A 19,388-nucleotide genomic window follows, 5' to 3' on the forward strand; every position below is an offset into this window, starting at 1 on the left:
TGTGCAAGGCAAAACTCCCACCCCGGTTGGCCAGGAGGGGAGTCTCACACACTCGTCCGCAGGCCGGTACGCGCGGGGACCGGCTCCGTGGCCCGCGTGCCGTCGTCCGAGCCGGTCGACGGCCACGACGAAGCCGGAAGCAGGGCTGCGGCCGTAGCGTCCGTATGTCCTTCGCCCAAGGGAGCGCTTTGACCTGCGGTGATGCTCATAGTTCGGGGTGGGCGCTGCGGACACTGCGGACACTGTCGAACGCTGGCCAATTTGCTTGGCGTCCGCACAGTTGTTGCAGGTCAGAGGGGGTGGAGAGTGCCCGGCGGACGCTGCGGGCACTACTTTCTCTCAACTCTCTAGGACGGCAGATCCCCCTTCGGCCTCTCCTGTGGCGACGGCGGCTCTTCAGGAGGTCGCGGCCGTCTCCCTTGAAGAGCCGTCCTTGCTCGCCACGGGGCGGGCCTGCCAAGAGACGGGCTGCCCCCACTCGCCTCCTTGGAAGGCGTCGCCCTCCCACGTGGCCGTTCTACTGGGTAGTGGGTAGTGGGGCGACACCCCACTACCCACTAGGACACCCCACTAGCGCCCCTGGGGGCATTCATCAGCCCGTTTCTACTGGGGACCCCACTACTGCTTCCCTGCCCTTGTCGCTTGTCGCTTGTCGCCTCAAGGCCTAATGGCTATCCGGTGACGCGCTGCGTCGGCATGACCTGGGGAAACAGGGAACGACAAGCGACAAGTGACAAGCGGCCACCTGGGAGTTCGGACGCAGGGCTGTCATCGGTAGCGAGTTCTGGGGCCCGGTCCGTGGGCCCTCTCTGGGCCCTGCGAGGGTGACCTAGGGCGACGGACAACGACCAACGATGACCGTTCGACAGCAGGTCAGGCAGGGTGCGCGGCCCTCTGACCTGGGGCGGGAACCGGGCCCGCCAGACCCAGGGCAAGAAGAAGTAGCCTTCCGCGCACGCGCGCAGCCCCCCGTCCCCGGTCACCGGCGGGCGGGGGGCTCTTGCGTGCGGTGCGGGAGGATGGGGGGCATGGGGGGCATGGGGGAGTCGTACGGGACGTACCGGGAGTCGGTCGCGGAGCTGCTGGAAGCCGCGGCGGGCGAGGCGATCGTGCTCTCGTACGAGGAGGACCGGGCGTTCGCCGCGCTGGGGCTGAACCGGTTCGGGACGGTGGGGTCCCTGCGGCTGGACTGGCGCGGGGCCGAGGTCCGCGAGCGGAGCGAGGGCTTCGACGGGGGCGAGTTGCGCAGGCTGCTGGGCGTGCACGCCGCGGCCGGTGAGCTCGCGGTCGTGTTCTGGAGCAATCACCGGATGCCGGCCGTCGCGCTGGAGGCAGCCCTCGTGGCGCGCCACGCCGAGGTGGTCGTGGACTGTACGCCGGAGTGCTGGATCCACCTCACCGACAGCGGGCTGCTGATCGAGTTCCAGGACGGCGAGGGCTTCACGGTGGGCGTGATCCCGGCCTGACGCGGGACGCGATCCCGGCTGACGCGACCCGTACCGACGCGATCCCGGGCCGAGCACGATCCCGGGCCGAGCACGATCCCAAGCCGACGCGACGGCGGGTTGACGCGCCGACGGCCTGACGCGCCGCCGGCCCGTGACCCGACCGCGAAGGGCCCCGGCCGACAGGAGTGTCGGGCGGGGCCCTTCGCGTACGGGTGGCCGGTCGGGCGGCCTCAGCCGCCGCACTGGCAGGGGGCGCCGGACTGGCAGCCGCAGCCGCAGCCCGAGCCGCAGCCGCAGGCCGCGAGCAGCGGCAAGCGCAGGCGCAGGCCCTCCGGGGGCTGCGCTTCCTGCTCCGGGGTGATGGGGACGGGGGAATCGGGCATGGATCCTCCTCGTAGGCGTTGTGCCTTCGCCCTCATTCATGCCCAGCCCGGCCCCCGCGTCAACGGCGCATTGGGGGCTCGTTGTTGATCCGGCCCCCGCCGGTCCTCCGGATCGGCTCAGACGCCCTCGACCTGCGTGGGGGCCTGGAGCTCGTCCGCGTGCTCACCCGTCACCAGGTAGACCACGCGCTTGGCGACCGACACCGCGTGGTCCGCGAAGCGCTCGTAGTAGCGGCCCAGCAGGGTCACGTCGACGGCCGTCTCGATGCCGTGCTTCCAGCGGTCGTCCATCAGGTGCTGGAACAGCGTGCGGTGCAGCTGGTCCATCTCGTCGTCGTCCTGCTCCAGCTGGAGCGCCAGGTCGACGTCCTTCGTGATGATGACCTCGGCCGCCTTCGCCATCAGCCGCTGCGCGAGCTGCCCCATCTCCAGGATGGTCGCGTGCAGGTCGCGCGGGACCGCCGTGTCCGGGAAGCGCAGCCGCGCGAGCTTCGCCACGTGCTGCGCCAGGTCGCCGGAGCGCTCCAGGTCGGCGCTCATGCGCAGCGAGGTGACGACGATGCGCAGGTCGGTGGCGACGGGCTGCTGGCGCGCGAGCAGCGCGATGGCTCGGGCCTCCAGGTCGTGCTGGAGGTCATCCACCTTCTGGTCGGCGGCGATGACGCTCTCGGCGAGCTTCAGGTCGGCGTCGAGCATGGAGGTCGTGGCCCGCCCGATGGCGGAGCCGACCAGCCGGGCCATCTCGACCAGGCCTTCACCGATCGAGTCCAGTTCCTCGTGGTACGCGTCACGCATTCTCGTGTCCCTCTCTCGACCTACTACTGCCTACTGCAAGTACTGCCCTGGGAGCGGGCCGGTGCGGCCATCGGCCCCACGTTGCCACGGTGAACCCCGAACGCGACCGACTCCGGCACCACAAGTGAATCAACACGGTCGCCAGGGTGAACTCTGGGCGACGACTGTTCGAGGTGCCACCCGAACGGCTGTGGAAGTGTCCCCCGGCCTGCTTAACCTGGAGTCATGGACGTGAACGCGGCGGTCGCCGCAGCTGCAGCGATTGCCGGTCTTTGCACCGGTGTGATCGCGATGCTGGCGTTCCGCTGGAGCGAGCGCGACCAAGCCCGCCCCACCCGGAGCTCCATGCGCCCCGACATCAATGCGGTGCTCCCACCGGGAGTGGACACCGTCCTCTCCGTGCTCCGCTCCTCCGCCGTCGTGCTCGACGAGGGGGACGCGGTGGTCAAGGCCAGCTCGGCGGCATATGCCCTCGGCCTGGTCCGCGGCGGCAAGCTGGCCGTGGAACCCATGCTCCACATGGCCCGCGACACCCGCCGCGACGGGGAGATACGCCAGGTCGAGCTCGACCTGCCCCGGCGCGGCACCGGCCGCGGCGAGGCGCTCGCCGTCTCGGCGCGCGTCGCCCCGCTCGGCTCCCGCCTGGTGCTCCTCCTCGTGGAGGACCTCACCGAGGCCCGCCGCATCGAGGCCGTACGCCGCGACTTCGTCGCGAACGTGTCGCACGAGCTCAAGACCCCGGTCGGCGCGATCTCCCTGCTCTCCGAGGCCGTCATGGACGCCTCGGACGACCCCGAGGCGGTGCACCGCTTCGCCGGCCGCATGCAGATCGAGGCCACCCGCCTGATCAACCTCGTACAAGAACTCATCGACCTCTCCCGGGTACAGAACGACGACCCCCTGGAGGACGCGGAGCCGATGCGGGTGGACACGCTCGTGGCCGAGGCCATAGACCGCTGCCGCCACACGGCCTCCGCGAAACAGATCACCATGGCCGCCGGCGGCACCGCCGACCTGCGGGTATGGGGCAACCGGGGGCAGCTCGCGGCCGCCCTCGGAAACCTGGTCGAGAACGCCGTCAACTACAGCCCCGCCCGCACCCGCGTCGGCATCGCCGCGCGCCGGGTCACCGCACCGGGTGGAGACTTGATCGAGATAGCCGTGACCGACCAGGGCATCGGCATCCCGGAAAAGGACCGCGAGCGCATCTTCGAACGCTTCTACCGTGTGGACCCGGCCCGCTCCCGCGCCACGGGAGGAACCGGCCTGGGCCTTGCGATCGTGAAGCACGTAGCGGCCTCGCACGGCGGGGAGGTGTCGGTATGGAGCTCGGAGGGTCAGGGTTCCACGTTCACCCTGCGACTCCCCGAAGCGGCCACGCCGGCCCCGGCGACGGCCTCCGCACCCGCCAGCACCCAGCTCGAACCTCACACCGCACCAGCCATCCCTGCCCCGGAGGTCCTTCCGTGACCCGAGTGCTAGTCGTCGAGGATGAGGAATCCTTCAGCGACGCCCTGTCCTACATGCTCCGCAAGGAGGGCTTCGAGGTCGCGATCGCCGCGACCGGGCCCGACGGGCTCGACGAGTTCGAGCGCAACGGCGCCGACCTCGTCCTCCTCGACCTGATGCTCCCCGGCCTGCCCGGCACGGAGGTCTGCCGGCAGCTCCGCGGCCGCTCCAACGTCCCCGTGATCATGGTGACCGCCAAGGACAGCGAGATCGACAAGGTCGTCGGGCTGGAGATAGGAGCCGACGACTACGTCACGAAGCCCTTCTCCTCGCGGGAGCTGGTCGCCCGCATCCGCGCGGTCCTGCGCCGCCGCGGAGAGCCGGAAGAGGTCACCCCGGCGGCCCTGGAAGCGGGCCCCGTCCGGATGGACGTCGACCGCCACGTGGTCACCGTCGCCGGAGCCAAGGTGGACCTCCCGCTGAAGGAGTTCGACCTGCTGGAGATGCTGCTGCGCAACGCGGGCCGCGTCCTGACCCGCATGCAGCTCATCGACCGGGTATGGGGCGCCGACTACGTCGGCGACACCAAGACCCTCGACGTCCACGTCAAGCGCCTACGAGCCAAGATCGAGCCCGATCCCGGCGCGCCGCGCTACCTGGTCACGGTCCGCGGCCTCGGCTACAAGTTCGAGCCGTAAACCGGCCCCGTCCAACCGGCCCGGAACACGGGAACGGCCCCCGTCCGCATCGAGCGGACGGGGGCCGTTCCCTTTGAGTACGGTGCTTCGCGCCTCAGTGACCGGCGGAGGCGGACGCGGACGCGGATCCGGAGGGGGACCCGGACGGGCTGCTCGCGGGCGAGCCCGAGGGGGAACCGGACGGCGACGGCGAGCCGGACGGGGAGCCCGACGGGCTGCCGGACGGGGAGGGGCCGGCGGCCGGGGCGGCGGTCGCGCCGTAGCCCGCGTACATGCCGGTGGCCGGCACGACGAAGCCCTCCAGCTCGACGTCACCCGTGGTGCTCAGCTGGAAGACGATCTTCTGGACGTTGCCGTCCACGACGGAGTCCCCGCCGGCGACCACGGCGGAGGCGTTGCCCTTGCCGCCCAGGACGACGGAGCCGCCGGCCGGGATGACCACCTTGGAGCCGCCGCCCGCGGGCTTCAGCGTCACGACGGCCTTGGCGCCCGGAAGGGTGATGCCCTCGAGCGTCTGCTCCTTGGTGCCGGTGTTGAACACCGTCGCGGAGACCGCGGCCGGGCCCTTCTTGTCCTTCTCCTGGGTGATCACCAGAGCGTTCTGGACCTTGATGTCGCCCTTGGTCACGGCGGCGTTGTCCGGCTTGACCTGGAGAGTCGGAGCGTCGTGGCCCGCGGCGCAGGCGCCCAGCGAGACGATCGAGAACACGACGGCGGTGGCGGCGAGGGCGCCGCGTCGAAGGCTGCGGCTCACGGGGGAGGCAACTCCTTGGACGTACGGAACGGAAGGGTGGACGCCTCGGAGCGGCGAAGTAAAGCCGCTCTAAGGATGTGTCAGCGCGCTTAGGTTACCGAGCCGCCGCCCCGCCCCCGCACCCGACCCTCCGCAGCGTGGGGCCGGGCCCTGCGCGGGGTCCGCCCCCCGCACCGGCGGGTTCCGTCACCGCCCCGCCGGAGCCGGGTGATCTTCCATTCGCAAAAGGCCCGCTCGCAAAGGCCGCCGCGGCCTCGGTGATCAATTTACGGATTTCATCGAACACCGACCGGGTGATCAATTCCGGATTGGGCCGGAACGGACGCCGTACGGGTGGCCGCCAGTCGAACGGAGTAGTTCGGTTTCCCGCCCTGGAACCCGTCAAAACGGGACGTACGCCACATCGTCAGGGCTCTCGGGCAGGTGTAACGTAGCCGTTTCGCCTGGTCCGTACAGCGCCTCCGACCTGCGAATACCCCCCTCCGGAAGCCTCTCGCAGCACGTTCGTGTCGCTGTTGTCAAGCCCTGAGATGGGCCCTGACCTGCGAAAACGCCATTCATAACGGTCGATTCTCGTGTTACCCTGGATAGCCACGGAAGGGGTACCTGTCACATGACGTTCAAGGTTGGCGACACCGTGGTCTATCCCCATCACGGGGCCGCGCTGATCGAGGCTATCGAAACTCGCCAGATCAAAGGCGTGGACAAGACCTACTTGGTGCTCAAGGTCGCGCAGGGTGACCTGACCGTTCGCGTCCCCGCGGACAATGCGGAGTTCGTAGGCGTTCGCGACGTAGTCGGCCAGGACGGGCTGGACCGGGTCTTCGAGGTGCTCCGCGCACCGTACGCAGAAGAGCCGACGAACTGGTCCCGGCGCTACAAGGCAAATCTGGAAAAGCTCGCTTCTGGCGATGTCATCAAGGTCGCCGAAGTTGTGCGCGACCTGTGGCGTCGTGAGCGTGAGCGTGGGCTTTCCGCAGGTGAGAAGCGCATGCTCGCAAAGGCGCGCCAGATCCTGGTGAGCGAGCTCGCGCTCGCCGAGAACACCAACGAGGACAAGGCCGAGGCCCTCCTCGACGAAGTGCTCGCGTCCTGACGCGATCGCTCGTGCGCTTTGTCGTACACAGTTGTGCCGCGGTGCCCGCTGACAAGGAGACTTGTTGCCGGGCGCTGCGGCATGTCTGGACCCATACCTGTACTCACTGAAGCCTGTACTCACTGGCGTGCCGGGTCCGGGCAGCGACTCGACCGGTCGTCACGGAAGGGGCGAGGGCGTCGCACCCGGCACCCTTCAGGCCATACCCATGTCGGCCGAAGTCACAAACCTGGCTCGGAGCTACTGATGTCTGACGAATCGCGCCCCCACCGCACCGCCGCGGTGATCCCGGCCGCCGGCCGCGGGGTCCGTCTCGGTCCCGGCGCCCCCAAGGCCCTGCGGACCCTGGGCGGCACCCCCATGCTCATCCACGCCGTACGCGCCATGGCGCGCTCGCGCGCGGTCTCCCTCGTCGTCGTCGTGGCGCCCCCCGACGGCAACGGCACCGCCGAGGTGCGCCGGCTGCTCGACGAGCACGCGCTGCCCGAGCGCACCGAGATCCTGGTCGTCCCCGGCGGGCAGACCCGTCAGGACTCCGTACGCGCCGGCCTGGACGCGCTCCCGGCCGACATCACCGCCGTCCTCATCCACGACGCGGCCCGCCCCCTGGTCCCCGTCGACACCGTCGACTCCGTCGTCGAGGCCGTCCGCGACGGCGCACCCGCCGTCGTCCCCGCCATGCCGCTGGCCGACACCGTCAAGGAGGTCGAGCCCGGCCCGCCCGGCGAGCCCGAGCCGGTCGTCGCCACCCCCGTACGGGCCCGGCTGCGCGCCGTACAGACGCCGCAGGGCTTCGACCTCGCCACGCTCCGACTCGCCCACGAGAAGGCGGCCCGGCCCAGTGGTGACGGAGAGGGCGCCACGGACGACGCCGGCATGGTGGAACAGCTCGGCATCACCGTCGTGGCCGTCCCCGGTCACGAAGAGGCCTTCAAGGTCACCCGCCCGCTCGACCTGGTCCTCGCCGAGGCCGTACTCGCCCGCCGGAGGGCCACCGATGCCTACTGACCCCGCCGCCGCGGCCCCCGCGGCCCCGCTGATTCCGCTCGTCGGCATCGGCACCGACGTGCACGCCTTCGAGACCGGCCGCGAACTGTGGTGCGCCGGCCTGCTCTGGGAGGGCGAGGACGGCCTCGCCGGGCACTCCGACGGGGACGTCGCCGCGCACGCCGCCTGCGACGCACTCTTCTCCGCCGCCGGGGTCGGCGACCTCGGCGCGCACTTCGGCACCTCCCGCCCCGAGTGGTCCGGCGCCGCAGGAACCACCCTTCTGGCGGAAGCCGCCCGGATCGTCCGCGCCGAAGGCTTCGAGATCGGCAACATCGCCATCCAGGTGATCGGCGTACGCCCGAAGATCGGCAAGCGGCGCGAAGAGGCACAGAAGGCGCTCGCCGCAGCGGCGGGCGCCCCCGTCTCCGTCTCCGGAACCACCACCGACGGACTGGGCCTCACCGGCCGCGCCGAAGGCCTCGCGGCCATCGCCACGGCCCTCGTCTACCGGACGAACCGGGCCTAGTACCCCGTACGGATACACCCCGCCCGCACCTCTCCGACAACAAAGCGGGCCCCGCGTGCCGAAAGGGTCGCGGGGCACTGCTACAGGCGCACTACCCTGGATGCCGTGACTATTCGCCTGTACGACACCAGCGCCCGGCAGATCCGTGACTTCACCCCGCTCGTCCCGGGCTGCGTCTCGATCTACCTCTGTGGCGCCACCGTGCAGGCGGCTCCGCACATCGGGCACGTCCGCTCGTACCTGAACTTCGACATCGCGCGCCGCTGGTTCACCCACCGCGGGCTCGACGTCACCTTCATCCGCAACGTCACCGACATCGACGACAAGATCATCGCGAAGGGCGAGGACCAGGGCCGCCCCTGGTGGGCCATCGGGTACGAGAACGAGCGCGCCTTCAACGACGGCTACAACGCGCTGGGCTGCCTCCCGCCCACGTACGAGCCGCGCGCCACCGGCCACGTGCCCGAGATGATCGAGATGATGCGCGGGCTCATCGAGCGCGGCCACGCCTACGTCGCCGACGGCAGCGTCTACTTCGACGTGCGCTCCTTCCCCGGGTACCTGGAGCTGTCGAACCAGAAGATCGACGACCTGCGCCAGCCCGACGAGGGCGTCTCCGGCAAGCGCGACCCGCGCGACTTCGCCATGTGGAAGGCCTCCAAGCCGGGCGAGCCCGACTGGGAGACCCCGTGGGGCCGCGGCCGTCCCGGCTGGCACCTGGAGTGCTCGGCGATGGCGCACAAGTACCTCGGCAGCGCCTTCGACATCCACGGCGGCGGGCTCGACCTGATCTTCCCGCACCACGAGAACGAGATCGTCCAGGCCAAGGCCTACGGCGACGAGTTCGCCAAGTACTGGATGCACAACGCCTGGGTCACCCTCTCCGGCGAGAAGATGTCCAAGTCGCTCGGCAACTCCGTCCTCGTCTCCGAGATGCTCAAGGTCTGGCGCCCGATCGTGCTGCGCTACTACCTCGGCACCCCGCACTACCGCTCGATGATCGAGTACAGCGTGGAGTCCCTGCGCGAGGCCGAGTCCGGCTTCGCGCGCATCGAGGGCTTCATCCAGCGCGTCATCGAGAAGGCCGGCGGCTCCGTCGAGCCCGCCGCCGAGGTGCCGCCCGCCTTCGCCGAGGCCATGGACGACGACCTGGGCGTCCCGCAGGCGCTCGCGATCATCCACACCACCGTCCGCCAGGGCAACAGCGCGCTCGCCGCCGACGACAAGGACGCGGCCATCGCGCGCCTGTCGGAGGTACGGGCCATGCTGGGCATCCTCGGACTCGACCCCCTCGACCCGCACTGGGCCGGCGAGGCGGACCGCGGGGAGGACCTCCACGGAGCCGTGGACACCCTCGTACGCCTGGTCCTGGAGCAGCGCGAGTCCGCTCGCGCCCGCAAGGACTGGGCCACCGCCGACGCCATCCGCGACCAGCTCCAGCAGTCGGGCCTGGTCATCGAGGACAGCCCCACCGGACCCCGATGGACGCTCGGCCCCCGCTGAGCCCACCGGCGCAGTCCCACTGGCGCACTCAGATTGGGCCGCTCGGCATCCCGGGCGGCACACTCTTCATACGTACATATCGCAGAACCAACGAAATCAGGTAGAGGTCATGGCCGGGAACAGCCAGCGCAGGAACCGCCGCACGTCCAACAAGAAGGGCGCGACGGTCGGCAGCGGTGGCCAGCGGCGCAAGGCCCTGGAAGGCAAGGGCCCCACGCCCAAGGCCGAGGACCGCAAGAAGCACAAGGCCAACCGCATCAGCAACGCCATGGCCAGGCAGGCGGCCAAGCGCCGCCCCGCCCCCCGCCGCGGCGGCCCCAAGGGCACCAGCGAGATGGTCGTTGGCCGCAACCCGGTCTTCGAGGCGCTGCGCGACGGCGTACCGGCCGTCACCCTGTACGTACAGCAGTTCATCGACAACGACGAGCGCGTGCGCGAGGCCCTCCAGCTCGCGGCCGAGCGCGGCAACATCAACCTGATGGAAGCCCCGCGCCCGGAGCTCGACCGGCTGACCAACGGCCTGAACCACCAGGGCCTGGTCCTCCAGGTCCCGCCGTACGAGTACGCGCACCCGGAGGACCTCACCGCCGCCGCGTACGAGAACCACGAGGACCCGCTCATCGTGGCCCTCGACGGCGTCACCGACCCGCGCAACCTCGGTGCGATCGTCCGCTCCGTCTCCGCCTTCGGCGGCCACGGCGTGGTCATCCCCGAGCGCCGCGCCGCCGGCATGACCGCCGGTGCCTGGAAGTCCTCGGCCGGCACCGCCGCCCGTACCCCGGTCTCGCGCGTCACCAACCTGACCCGCGCCATCCAGGAGTACAAGAAGGCCGGCATCACCGTCGTCGGCCTCGCCGCGGAGGGCACCCACGAGGTCCACGAGCTCGAAGCGCTCGGCGGCCCCGTCGTCATCGTCGTCGGCTCCGAGGGCAAGGGCCTCGGCCGCCTCGTCGGCGAGAACTGCGACTACCTCGTGCGCATCCCGATGCCGGGCGGCGCCGAGTCGCTCAACGCCGGTGTCGCCGCGGGCGTCGTCCTCTACGAGGCCTCCCGCCGCCGCGCCGTCCGCGGCCGCGCCTGAGCACCACGGGCAGCGTCAGCGGCCACCAGGAGCGCAGGCAGCAGCACCACCGGCAGCAGCCGCCTGAGCGCCACCGCGGCCGCCGCTTGATCCACTTGGCTCATCGGACGTGACCCGTGAGCGTGCCACCCCGCCCCTTACGGGCGGGGTGGCTTGATTTGACGGGTCTCGGACACATCCCTGATGTCAAGGCAGTGTCCTAAACACCCGTCACTCGGTTAGATGAGTGTGGACACCAGAACGCCAGGGTTCGACGACCAGCCCGCGCTGAGCATGGTCAAGGTGCCGTGCGACCCCGCACAGGTCATCGTCAACCACGCCAGCTTCCGCGTGCGGCTCGCACCGAGCCCCAGCGCGCGTCCCAGGCCCTCGGGCGCCTCCGGGCTCGCCCCGGCACTCGGCGGGGCCCTCGCGGCCGCCGGAGCCGGCGCCGCACGCCGCCGCCCCGTCGTCTGGAGCGGCAAGTCCGCCCCCGGCGACGCCGCCGCCAGCGCCGCCATGGGCGGCCTGCTCCAGGCCGTACGCGATCACGGGCGCGCCCACGACGGCCACGCGGAGTACGACGGCGGGGCCACCCAGACGATCCCGCGCGTCGACCTCGCCCACGACCTCGCGGACGACACCCTCGCCACCCCGACCGTCATCGGGCAGCGCAGCCACGGCGACCCGGCCGAGACCCGGCTGCAGCCCGTGGTGGGGGGCCTCTCCCACTCCCACGAGGCCTACGACGCCGCCTACTCCGAAGGCAGCGGATCGGCGGACTCCCGCCGCGCCCAGGGCGACGCCCGCGCGCAGGCCTCGTACTACCCCGGCCGCCGCATGAACCTCGGCGTCGTGCTGCTCCCGCTGCGCGTCTTCCTCGGGTTCATCTCCATCTACGCCGGCATGGGCAAGCTGTGCGACCCCGTCTACTTCGACGGCGGCGAGCGCGGCTCCATGGTCACCTGGCTGCAGACCCTGCAGCCGTGGGCCCTCGCCGAACCGCTGCGCGACTTCGCACTGGCCCACCCGGTCGGCGCCGGCCTCAGCGTGGCCTTCCTCCAGGTCATCGTGGGCGTCCTGACGGTCTTCGGCCTGTGGCAGCGGTTCGCCGCCTGCTTCGGGGCCCTGCTGTCCGCCGCGCTGCTGATGACGGTGAGCTGGAAGACCGTCCCCGCCTACGACGCGCCCGACATCATCTACCTCGCCGCCTGGAGCCCGCTGATCATCGCCGGCGCCCCCGTCTACTCCCTGGACGGCCGCCTCGCGAGCGAGGCCTGGCGCACGCTCGGCCCGCGGTCCGAGGTCTGGCGGCTGCGCCGCCGGGTCCTGCGCCGCGGAGCCATCATGGCCAGCGTCATCTGCGGGCTCACCCTGCTCATCGGCTCGCTCCTCGGCGGCGCCGTCCGCTCCACCACCGTGGTCACCGTGCCCGGACCGGGCGAGGCCCCGAGCAACTACCTTCCCGGGCGGCCCCTGCCGCGCTCCCCGAAGCAGCAGCAGCCCGTGAGCCCCAGCCCCGGTCAGGCTTCGAAGCGGGCCGTGCAGCCCTCGGCCGGAGCCTCCTCGCCGGCCGCCAAGACCGGGCGCGGGGCCGCCGGTTCGAGCTCCCCGACGGCCGGCTCCGGCTCGCCGAGCGCGACCCGCGGCACCACCAGCGGCACCAAGTCCCCGCGCAGCACCCCCCGCCAGTCCACCCCGCAGAAGCCCCCGGCCAGCTCCACGGGAACGAGCGGCGGCGGTTCCACCGGGGGAACGGGGAGCACCGCACCGTCGAAGCCCGACCTGCTGGGCGGACTGCTCGGCGGCTGACGGGCACGGCGACAGCGAAGGCGAAGGCCCGGTACGCGAGAGCGTGCCGGGCCTTCTTCGTGTGCGGGGACGGTGCGGGGCGGCCGGTGCGGGGCCGTGCCGGCCGTGTGCCGCCGTGCGGGCCTGTACGGGCGCGTGTGGGCCCGTAGGGGCAACGGGAGGCGCTACGGGGCGTTCTGCGCGGCCAACTCCCGTGCCGCCTCGGTGAGGTCCTTCGCCGTGTCGATCGCCCGCCAGTAGGCCCCCTGGGGCAGCGGGAAGCCCGCGAGGCGCCGCTCACGGGCCAGGCGCGGGAAGGTGGTCCGCTCGTGGTCGCCCAAGTCCGGCAGCAGGGCGGCGAATTCGGGACCGAAGACGTACACGCCGGCATTGACCGGGTACGGGGACTGCGGCGCCTCGATGAAGTCCAGTACGTGCCCGTACTCGTTGATCTCCACCACCCCCCACGGAATCCGCGGCCGGGCCAGCGCGAGCGTGGCCGTGGCCCCGCGCTCGGCGTGGAAGGCGGCCATCTCGCGCAGCGAGAAGCGGGTCCACACATCGCCGTTGGTCGCGTACCAGGACCGGTCGGGGTGCGGGAGGTGCCGGGCGGCGTACTTCAGACCGCCGCCCCGGCCCAGCGGCTCGTTCTCCACGACGGTGGTCACCCGCAGCGGCAACGGGGCCTCGGCCAGCCACTGCTGGAGCACCTCGGCGAGGTGCCCGCAGGAGACCACGGCGTCCGTCACCCCCTCGGAGGCCAGCCACGCGAGCTGGTGCCCGATGATCGGCATCCCCGTTCCGGGGATCTCCACCATCGGCTTGGGGCGGTCGTCCGTATAAGGCCGCAGCCGCGAACCCTGGCCCCCCGCCAGGACAACGGCCTGGGTCGGGGAAGCCGGGAACGCGGCCGCGTGGGGTCGGTCGGAACGCTCGGAGCTTTCGGAACGCTCGGAATCGGTCATGTTCTTCGTGTCCGGGTGCTGAAGGGCGTGCGGCGGCGGCCGTCAGCCCATGGAGGCGACGCCGGACGCGTACGCGGTGTCGCACACGGGCCGCGCGTACGACTGGGCCTTCGTGGGCCCGTAGGCGTCCACCGCGGCCCGCCCGAGCGCGCGCGCGATGCCCACGCAGTGCTCGGCGAGGGACGGCCGCCGGTCGACCTCCTGCTGGAGGTGGGTCAGGACGTCACCAGGCTGCTCGCCCTGCTGGATCTCGCTCAACAGCTTGTCGCGCAGCACGTCCTGGGCGGCGCGCGGCTTCGCGGGGACGGAGACGTCCTCGGCGGACGCGGTCAGGATCTGGGAGGGGGTGTTGTCCGCCCAGGGGACCATGGTGACCGCGAGGGTCCCGGACAGGACCAGGACGACGGGCAGGACCAGGGCGAGGGATCGGCCGATACGGCGGGCAGTGTGGGTCACGAGGGCGAGAGTAGCGCTCGGTGAAGATATGGCGACATTTAGTCACCCGGTCGGGGGATGGTTCGACGTGGCTTTTCGAATTAAGGGTTGACGCTTGGGGCCGAATGGCCCGATCTGCCGGACCTCGCACCGGACTTCGCGCCGTACCTCGGACCGGAACCCGGACCGGAACTCGCGCCGAAGGGGCGCCCCTTGACGGGACGCCCCTTCGGCGGATGTGCGCGTACGGGTCAGCCGGAGAGGCGGGCACCCGAGGAGGTCGAGAAGACGTGGATCTCGTTGCCGCGCGGCACCACGTGCAGCGTGGAGCCCTTCTCGGGCACCTGGCGGCCGTTCACGCGCACCACGATGTCCTGCGAACCCTCGGAGTGCGAGGTCGAGCCGTAGACGTACCCGTCGGCGCCCAGCTCCTCGACGACGTTCACGGTGATTTCCAGGCCGCCCGTTTCGCCGATGTCGAAGTGCTCCGGGCGCACGCCCACGGTGACCGTGCGGTCGCCCGCGTCGGCGGCGGCGGACAGTGCCTCGCGCGAGACCGGGACGACGCTGTCGCCGAACTTCACGCCGCCGTCGGTGATCGGGACCTCGACGAGGTTCATGGCCGGCGAGCCGATGAAGCCGGCGACGAAGAGGTTCGCCGGGCGGTCGTACATGTTGCGCGGGGTGTCGACCTGCTGCAGCAGACCGTCCTTGAGGACCGCGACGCGGTCGCCCATCGTCATGGCCTCGACCTGGTCGTGGGTGACGTAGACGGTGGTGATGCCCAGGTCGCGCTGGAGGGCGGCGATCTGCGTGCGGGTGGACACGCGGAGCTTGGCGTCGAGGTTCGACAGCGGCTCGTCCATGAGGAACACCTGCGGCTTGCGCACGATCGCGCGGCCCATCGCGACGCGCTGGCGCTGACCGCCGGAGAGCGCCTTCGGCTTGCGGTCGAGGTACTGGGTCAGGTCCAGCATCTTCGCCGCGTCCTCCACCTTCTTGCGGATGGTGGCCTTGTCCTCGCCGGCGATCTTGAGCGCGAAGCCCATGTTGTCGGCGACGGACATGTGCGGGTAGAGCGCGTAGTTCTGGAACACCATCGCGATGTCCCGGTCCTTGGGCGGCAGGTGCGTGACGTCGCGGTCACCGATGCGGATGGCGCCGCCGTTGACGTCCTCCAGGCCGGCCAGCATGCGCAGCGAGGTGGACTTGCCGCAGCCGGAGGGGCCGACGAGGACGAGGAACTCGCCGTCCGCGATCTCCAGCTCCAGCTGGTCCACGGCGGGTTTGTCGCCGCCGGGGTACAGACGGGTCGCCTTGTCGAAAGTGACAGAAGCCATGGTGATGAATCCCTTCTACCGGCAGGAACGTGCCGGACGATCCGAGTGGAAGGTCTAGTCCAGTGGACTGGACTCGGCCCGACGCTACCCGCCCGCGCGGCTCCTGTCAGCACCTGGGCGGGGGTGACTTCCCCGACGTCCCGCGATGGCCCCGACGGCTGTCAGTGCCGGCTGCTTTGATCACGACCATGACCATCTACGACGTGACCCGCGCGCTGCCCGACATCGAGACGCTGCGCGACCGCTGCCGGGCGATGGCGGCGCTGGAACTGGTGATCAGCGGCGAGGAGGACGACGGCTACTTCGCCTACGACCCGGAGTGGGGCCCGGGCGAGGAAGTGGCACTGATGGACAACGGATCGGGCGACGACTACGCGATCGTCTTCACGGCGGACGGGGTCTTCGGGCACGGCTTCGACCACGAGTCGGTGATGAGCCCGTGGGGGGACGACGAGGCGAGGCTGTGGCCGGGCCTGACCGACGGCATACCGGAGGCCTTCCGGCCGTACCTGACGGAGCCGGCGTTCTGCGTGGACGGCGTGTTCAACGCCACCGCGGTCTTCTGGCGCGAGACCGGCGACGCGCAGTGGCGTACGGGCAAGGTGGAGTTCCCGGAGGGCAAGTCCGACCCGGACGGCGCGGACTACCTCTTCGAGCTGCTCGTGGCGGGCACCCCGGAGGCCTACCGCGACTTCGCCGAGGACTACTACGAGACGGACCTCCCGCTGGAGGCGATCCGCCACGTGTGGGAGCTGCGCCCGCTCACCCAGGCGGTCGTGGACGCCCTGAACCCGGGCCTTCCGCTGGCGGCGGTGGCGCCGAGGGTGGCGCGGGCGGGGTATCCGGGGGTGTGAGGGGGGCCGCCGACGGCGGCCCCGGACACCGGAAAGTTCTTCGCTGAGGGGTCGGGGCGATGTGTAGAGTGAAGGCGATTCCGTGCCTTGCGCAGAGTCACCACGCCTCCTTAGCTCAGTCCGGCCAGAGCAACGCACTTGTAATGCGTAGGTCGTCGGTTCGAATCCGACAGGGGGCTCCATCCCAGGTCGGAAGCTTGTCGGCCCAGGGGATTCGTGCAGAGGCGAAAAGGCCCCGGGTGATCACCCGGGGCCTTTTCGCATGCCCTCAGTGGCGGCCCGAGATGCGGTCCGCCAGGCGGGCCAGGGGGGTTGTCGTCGGGGTGTGGGTGGTGGATTCCCGGCGGTCGGCCTCGCGGTAGGCGGCGTAGAGGGCCTGGACGCCCAGCCAGCGGAAGGGTTCCGGTTCCCAGCGGCGGACTCGGTGGTTGACCCAGGGGAGGGTCGTGAGGTCCGTTGTGGCACCCAGGACCAGGTCGCGGAGGGTGCGGGCCGCGAGGTTGGCCGTGGCCACGCCGGAGCCCACGTAGCCTCCGGCCCAGCCGAGGCCCGTCGTGGCGTCGAGGGTGACCGTGGCGCACCAGTCGCGGGGGACGCCCAGGACGCCCGACCAGGCGTGGGTGATCTCCACGCCGGTGAGGACCGGGAAGAAGGAGGTGAGGAGGTCGGTGAGGGACGTGATCGTCGCGGGCTGGGTGCGGCCGTCGTTGTCGGTGCGGGAGCCGTAGCGGTAGGGGACGCCGCGGCCGCCGATGGCGATGCGGTCGTCGGCCGTGCGCTGGGCGTACATGTAGGCGTGGGCCATGTCGCCGAGGGTGGAGGCGTCGGACCAGTTGAGTTGGGACCAGGTCTCCGGGGGGAGGGGGGCCGTGGCGATCATCGAGGAGTTCATCGGGAGCCAGGAGCGCTTCTGGCCCTTGAGGGCGGCGGTGAAGCCCTCCGTGCAGCGCAGGACGTACGGGGCGCGGACGGTGCCGTACGGGGTGAGGGCGCGGCGCGGGGCGATCTCCGTGACGGGGGTGGACTCGTGGATGACGACGCCGAGGCGTTCGCAGGCGGCGGCCAGGCCCTTGACCAGCTTCAGGGGGTGGATGCGGGCTCCGTGCGGGGTCCAGGAGGAGCCCACGGCGTCCGCGATGTTGATGCGGGCGCGGGTGTCGGTGGCGTCGTAGAGCTCGCGGTCCGTTTCGCCGAAGGCGAGTTCGGCGGTGTGGAAGGCCTTGAGGCGGGAGAGCTGGGCCGGGGTGCGGGCCACTTCGAGGACTCCGCCGCGGTGGATGTCGGCGTCGATGCCTTCCTTGGCGGCGGTGTCGATGACCTCGGTGACGGTCTCGTTCATGGCGTGCTGGAGGCGCTGGGCGGCGGGGCGGCCGTGGAGGGTGGCGTAGCGGTCGCGGCCGGCGATGCCGTTGTAGAGCCAGCCGCCGTTGCGGCCGGAGGCGCCGTAGCCGCAGAACTTCTGCTCCAGGACGGTGACGCGCAGGTCGGGGGCGGCGGTTTTGAGGTAGTACGCGGTCCACAGGCCGGTGTAGCCGCCGCCGACGATGACGACGTCGGCCGTGGTGTTGCCGGTGAGCGGGGCGCGGGGTGGGTGGGCGTGGGCGGTCTCGTCCGTCGCGTACCAGAAGGAAATTCCGCCGTTGATCGTCATGGGGGAGTTGGTACACGGGGTTGCGGAGGGGTGTCCAGCGGCGTGACGTCGTGTTTTGGGGGCTGAGGGGTGGCCGAATGGCTGATGTGGGCGGTGCGGATCCTTCTTAGGGTGGGGCGGGGATTTTGTTGGGTTTTTGTATGAGAGGTACTGGTTCGTATGGCGCGGGTTGTGGTGGCAGGACGGCTGGTCGCGGCGGTCGCGTCCGTGGCCCTGCTGGGCGGGGCGGTCGTCGGGTGCGGGTCAGGGACGGGCGGGGGAAAGGCCGTGGCCGCCTCCGAGGTTCCGGTGCGGACCAGTCCGATCGCCGGGCAGCTCGCGGGACTGCCCGCGGCGGTGGACGGGGCGAAGATCGTCGTGGGGAAGCCGGACGCGCCGCGCACCGCGCAGGTGCTGGTGGATCCCAAGTGCGGCCACTGCGCGCGGTTCGAGGAGGCCGGCGGGGAGTCGCTGCTGAAGCTCGCGGTGGCCGGTCAGGTGAAGATCGAGTACTTGTTGGCCTCGTTCCTGGACCGGGACGGGGCGAGCGGTTCGGTCAAGGCGGTCAACGCGCTGCGCGCGTCGGCGGACTCGGGGAAGTTCGCGGAGTTCCACGCGGCGGTCTTCGCCAGCCAGCCGAAGGGGAAGTTCACCGACGAGCTGCTCCTGAGGATCGCGGACCGGGTACCGGGGCTGCGCGGGGCTGAGTTCGATGCGGCGGTGAAGGACCAGAAGTACAAGGGGTGGGTCGCCGAGGCGGAGAAGGGCTTCGAGGCGACGGGTGCGCAGGCGACGCCGATGGTGCTGGTCGAGGGGAAGCCGGTGGGGTCGAAGGACGGGTCGCTCTTCGACGCGGGGGCGTTCGTGGGGGCGTTGAAGGGTGTCGGGATCGGGGCCTCGGCCTAGGCCTGGGCCCTTGCCTGGGCTTGGGCCTGGGCTTGGGCCTGGGCTTTGGCCTGGGCTTGGGTCTTGGCCGTCTCTTTCGGATCGCGCCCGGCCGCCGTCCGTGGGCTGCGGCCGGTGCGGCCGGTGTGAGGTGCTGGGAGGGTCGAACGGCGCTTCAGGTGGGTCCAATTGACGCTTGGTCAGGCGTGATCGAATTCGAGCTAGAGTAGGTGTTTCCAGCCAACGCGCGCTCCCCGGGGGGATCCTTGCGTCTCAAGTCCAGCCTCGTCGCCACTGCGGCAGCTCTGGCCGCCATCCTCACTCCGCTCGTCGCCAGCCCCGCGGCCGCGGCCGGGACGGTCAGCGATGAAAGCATCTCGACCAACGCCTACTACGGGCGGGCGGTCATCCAGTGGAGGATCAACCCCTACCGTCTCGACCCGATAGCGCTCATCGCCGAGGACCGTGCGACCGACGGCTACGTCATCGGCATCCGCCTCGTCACCGGGGGCGAAATCGGCAACAGGACCTGGGCGATGCGGACCGTGCCCACCGGCCAGACGCGTGCCGAGTGGCGGACGTACTTGGAAGCCGGCTGGATCGACTACGCCTACTTCCAGGTCTGCAAGATCAAGGCCGGCAGCGGCGCGATCGCGAGTTGCCATGACTCGAAGGTGATGCACAACCCGTTCGACGACTCCAACATGTCGTAGGGCGCGCGACGAGGGGGTGTCACCCGGATGCGGGTGACACCCCCTTTCGCATGTTCTCGACCGTCTGCCCGGG

19 protein-coding genes and 1 tRNA gene are annotated in these 19,388 nt (G+C 70.9%); 13 read left to right on the forward strand and 7 right to left on the reverse strand.

Annotated elements, in window-relative coordinates; all coding sequences use genetic code 11:
• The first annotated feature begins 1,028 nt into the window (after window positions 1-1,028).
• On the forward strand, window positions 1,029-1,466 hold the full coding sequence (locus OHA37_RS20665; protein ID WP_266907336.1) for a hypothetical protein: 438 nt from the start codon (window positions 1,029-1,031) through the stop codon (window positions 1,464-1,466).
• Window positions 1,467-1,678: 212 nt separating this feature from the next.
• Here OHA37_RS20665 and OHA37_RS20670 read toward each other — a convergent pair whose 3' ends face one another.
• Both OHA37_RS20670 and phoU read right to left on the reverse strand, forming a co-directional pair.
• Complete coding sequence (locus OHA37_RS20670) at window positions 1,679-1,831, reverse strand: hypothetical protein (protein ID WP_243339483.1); 153 nt, start codon at window positions 1,829-1,831, stop codon at window positions 1,679-1,681.
• Window positions 1,832-1,948: 117 nt separating this feature from the next.
• Window positions 1,949-2,626, reverse strand: coding sequence for a phosphate signaling complex protein PhoU (gene phoU, locus OHA37_RS20675; RefSeq protein ID WP_030858619.1), 678 nt, complete (start codon window positions 2,624-2,626; stop codon window positions 1,949-1,951).
• A gap of 225 nt (window positions 2,627-2,851) precedes the next feature.
• On the opposite strand from phoU, the gene OHA37_RS20680 reads away from it, so the two are divergent.
• Window positions 2,852-4,096 (forward strand): sensor histidine kinase, encoded by a 1,245-nt coding sequence (locus OHA37_RS20680; RefSeq protein WP_266907339.1) that lies wholly within the window; start codon window positions 2,852-2,854, stop codon window positions 4,094-4,096.
• Entirely contained in the window at window positions 4,093-4,773 is a 681-nt protein-coding gene (locus OHA37_RS20685) for a response regulator transcription factor (protein WP_007265514.1), read from the forward strand. Before OHA37_RS20680 ends, OHA37_RS20685 begins: the two co-directional genes overlap by 4 nt.
• Before the next feature lie 94 nt (window positions 4,774-4,867).
• Here the strand turns inward: OHA37_RS20685 and OHA37_RS20690 are convergent, their stop codons facing one another.
• Complete coding sequence (locus OHA37_RS20690) at window positions 4,868-5,527, reverse strand: DUF461 domain-containing protein (RefSeq protein WP_266907341.1); 660 nt, start codon at window positions 5,525-5,527, stop codon at window positions 4,868-4,870.
• 613 nt (window positions 5,528-6,140) lie between these two features.
• Between OHA37_RS20690 and OHA37_RS20695 the strand changes: the two genes are divergently transcribed.
• The 6 genes from OHA37_RS20695 (at window position 6,141) to OHA37_RS20720 (ending at window position 12,514) form a co-directional block, all read left to right on the forward strand.
• Complete coding sequence (locus OHA37_RS20695) at window positions 6,141-6,623, forward strand: CarD family transcriptional regulator (RefSeq protein ID WP_003953493.1); 483 nt, start codon at window positions 6,141-6,143, stop codon at window positions 6,621-6,623.
• Window positions 6,624-6,869: 246 nt separating this feature from the next.
• Complete coding sequence (ispD, locus tag OHA37_RS20700; protein WP_266907344.1) at window positions 6,870-7,631, forward strand: 2-C-methyl-D-erythritol 4-phosphate cytidylyltransferase; 762 nt, start codon at window positions 6,870-6,872, stop codon at window positions 7,629-7,631.
• The gene (gene ispF / locus OHA37_RS20705) at window positions 7,621-8,139 is read left to right on the forward strand and encodes a 2-C-methyl-D-erythritol 2,4-cyclodiphosphate synthase (RefSeq protein WP_266907346.1); all 519 of its coding nucleotides are present in this window, start codon (window positions 7,621-7,623) and stop codon (window positions 8,137-8,139) included. The genes ispD and ispF overlap by 11 nt, the downstream gene beginning before the upstream one ends.
• Window positions 8,140-8,244: 105 nt before the next feature.
• Window positions 8,245-9,642: a cysteine--tRNA ligase gene (cysS, locus tag OHA37_RS20710; protein WP_266907347.1), complete on the forward strand. Its 1,398-nt coding sequence runs from the start codon at window positions 8,245-8,247 to the stop codon at window positions 9,640-9,642.
• A 109-nt stretch (window positions 9,643-9,751) separates the two neighbouring features.
• The gene (rlmB, locus tag OHA37_RS20715; protein WP_266907349.1) at window positions 9,752-10,723 is read left to right on the forward strand and encodes a 23S rRNA (guanosine(2251)-2'-O)-methyltransferase RlmB; all 972 of its coding nucleotides are present in this window, start codon (window positions 9,752-9,754) and stop codon (window positions 10,721-10,723) included.
• Window positions 10,724-10,945: 222 nt separating this feature from the next.
• A complete protein-coding gene (locus OHA37_RS20720) occupies window positions 10,946-12,514 on the forward strand; it encodes a DoxX family protein (RefSeq protein WP_266907351.1) in 1,569 nt (522 codons plus the stop codon).
• A gap of 164 nt (window positions 12,515-12,678) precedes the next feature.
• On the opposite strand, the gene OHA37_RS20725 is transcribed toward OHA37_RS20720, so the two are convergent.
• The 3 genes from OHA37_RS20725 to OHA37_RS20735 all read right to left on the reverse strand — a co-directional run bounded on the left by OHA37_RS20725 (window position 12,679) and on the right by OHA37_RS20735 (window position 15,233).
• Entirely contained in the window at window positions 12,679-13,458 is a 780-nt protein-coding gene (locus tag OHA37_RS20725) for a nucleotidyltransferase family protein (protein ID WP_266907353.1), read from the reverse strand.
• 42 nt (window positions 13,459-13,500) lie between these two features.
• A complete protein-coding gene (locus OHA37_RS20730) occupies window positions 13,501-13,914 on the reverse strand; it encodes a hypothetical protein (protein WP_266907355.1) in 414 nt (137 codons plus the stop codon).
• A gap of 230 nt (window positions 13,915-14,144) precedes the next feature.
• Window positions 14,145-15,233 carry an ABC transporter ATP-binding protein gene (locus OHA37_RS20735; protein WP_266878809.1) on the reverse strand — a complete coding sequence of 363 codons (1,089 nt, stop codon included), beginning with the start codon at window positions 15,231-15,233 and terminating at the stop codon, window positions 14,145-14,147.
• A 188-nt stretch (window positions 15,234-15,421) separates the two neighbouring features.
• Here OHA37_RS20735 and OHA37_RS20740 point away from each other — a divergent pair, with 188 nt between their 5' ends.
• Together OHA37_RS20740 and OHA37_RS20745 are read left to right on the forward strand one after the other, a co-directional pair.
• The gene (locus OHA37_RS20740) at window positions 15,422-16,087 is read left to right on the forward strand and encodes a hypothetical protein (RefSeq protein ID WP_266907357.1); all 666 of its coding nucleotides are present in this window, start codon (window positions 15,422-15,424) and stop codon (window positions 16,085-16,087) included.
• A gap of 104 nt (window positions 16,088-16,191) precedes the next feature.
• Window positions 16,192-16,269, forward strand: a tRNA-Thr gene (locus OHA37_RS20745).
• An 86-nt stretch (window positions 16,270-16,355) separates the two neighbouring features.
• Here OHA37_RS20745 and OHA37_RS20750 read toward each other — a convergent pair.
• A complete protein-coding gene (locus OHA37_RS20750) occupies window positions 16,356-17,738 on the reverse strand; it encodes an NAD(P)/FAD-dependent oxidoreductase (protein ID WP_266907359.1) in 1,383 nt (460 codons plus the stop codon).
• Window positions 17,739-17,897: 159 nt separating this feature from the next.
• Here OHA37_RS20750 and OHA37_RS20755 point away from each other — a divergent pair, with 159 nt between their 5' ends.
• A complete protein-coding gene (locus OHA37_RS20755) occupies window positions 17,898-18,623 on the forward strand; it encodes a DsbA family protein (RefSeq protein WP_266907361.1) in 726 nt (241 codons plus the stop codon).
• Between the two features lie 245 nt (window positions 18,624-18,868).
• The gene (locus OHA37_RS20760; RefSeq protein ID WP_266907363.1) at window positions 18,869-19,315 is read left to right on the forward strand and encodes a hypothetical protein; all 447 of its coding nucleotides are present in this window, start codon (window positions 18,869-18,871) and stop codon (window positions 19,313-19,315) included.
• Window positions 19,316-19,388: the final 73 nt, after the last annotated feature.

The sequence above is a fragment of the Streptomyces sp. NBC_00335 genome (assembly GCF_036127095.1).
GTDB lineage: Bacteria > Actinomycetota > Actinomycetes > Streptomycetales > Streptomycetaceae > Streptomyces.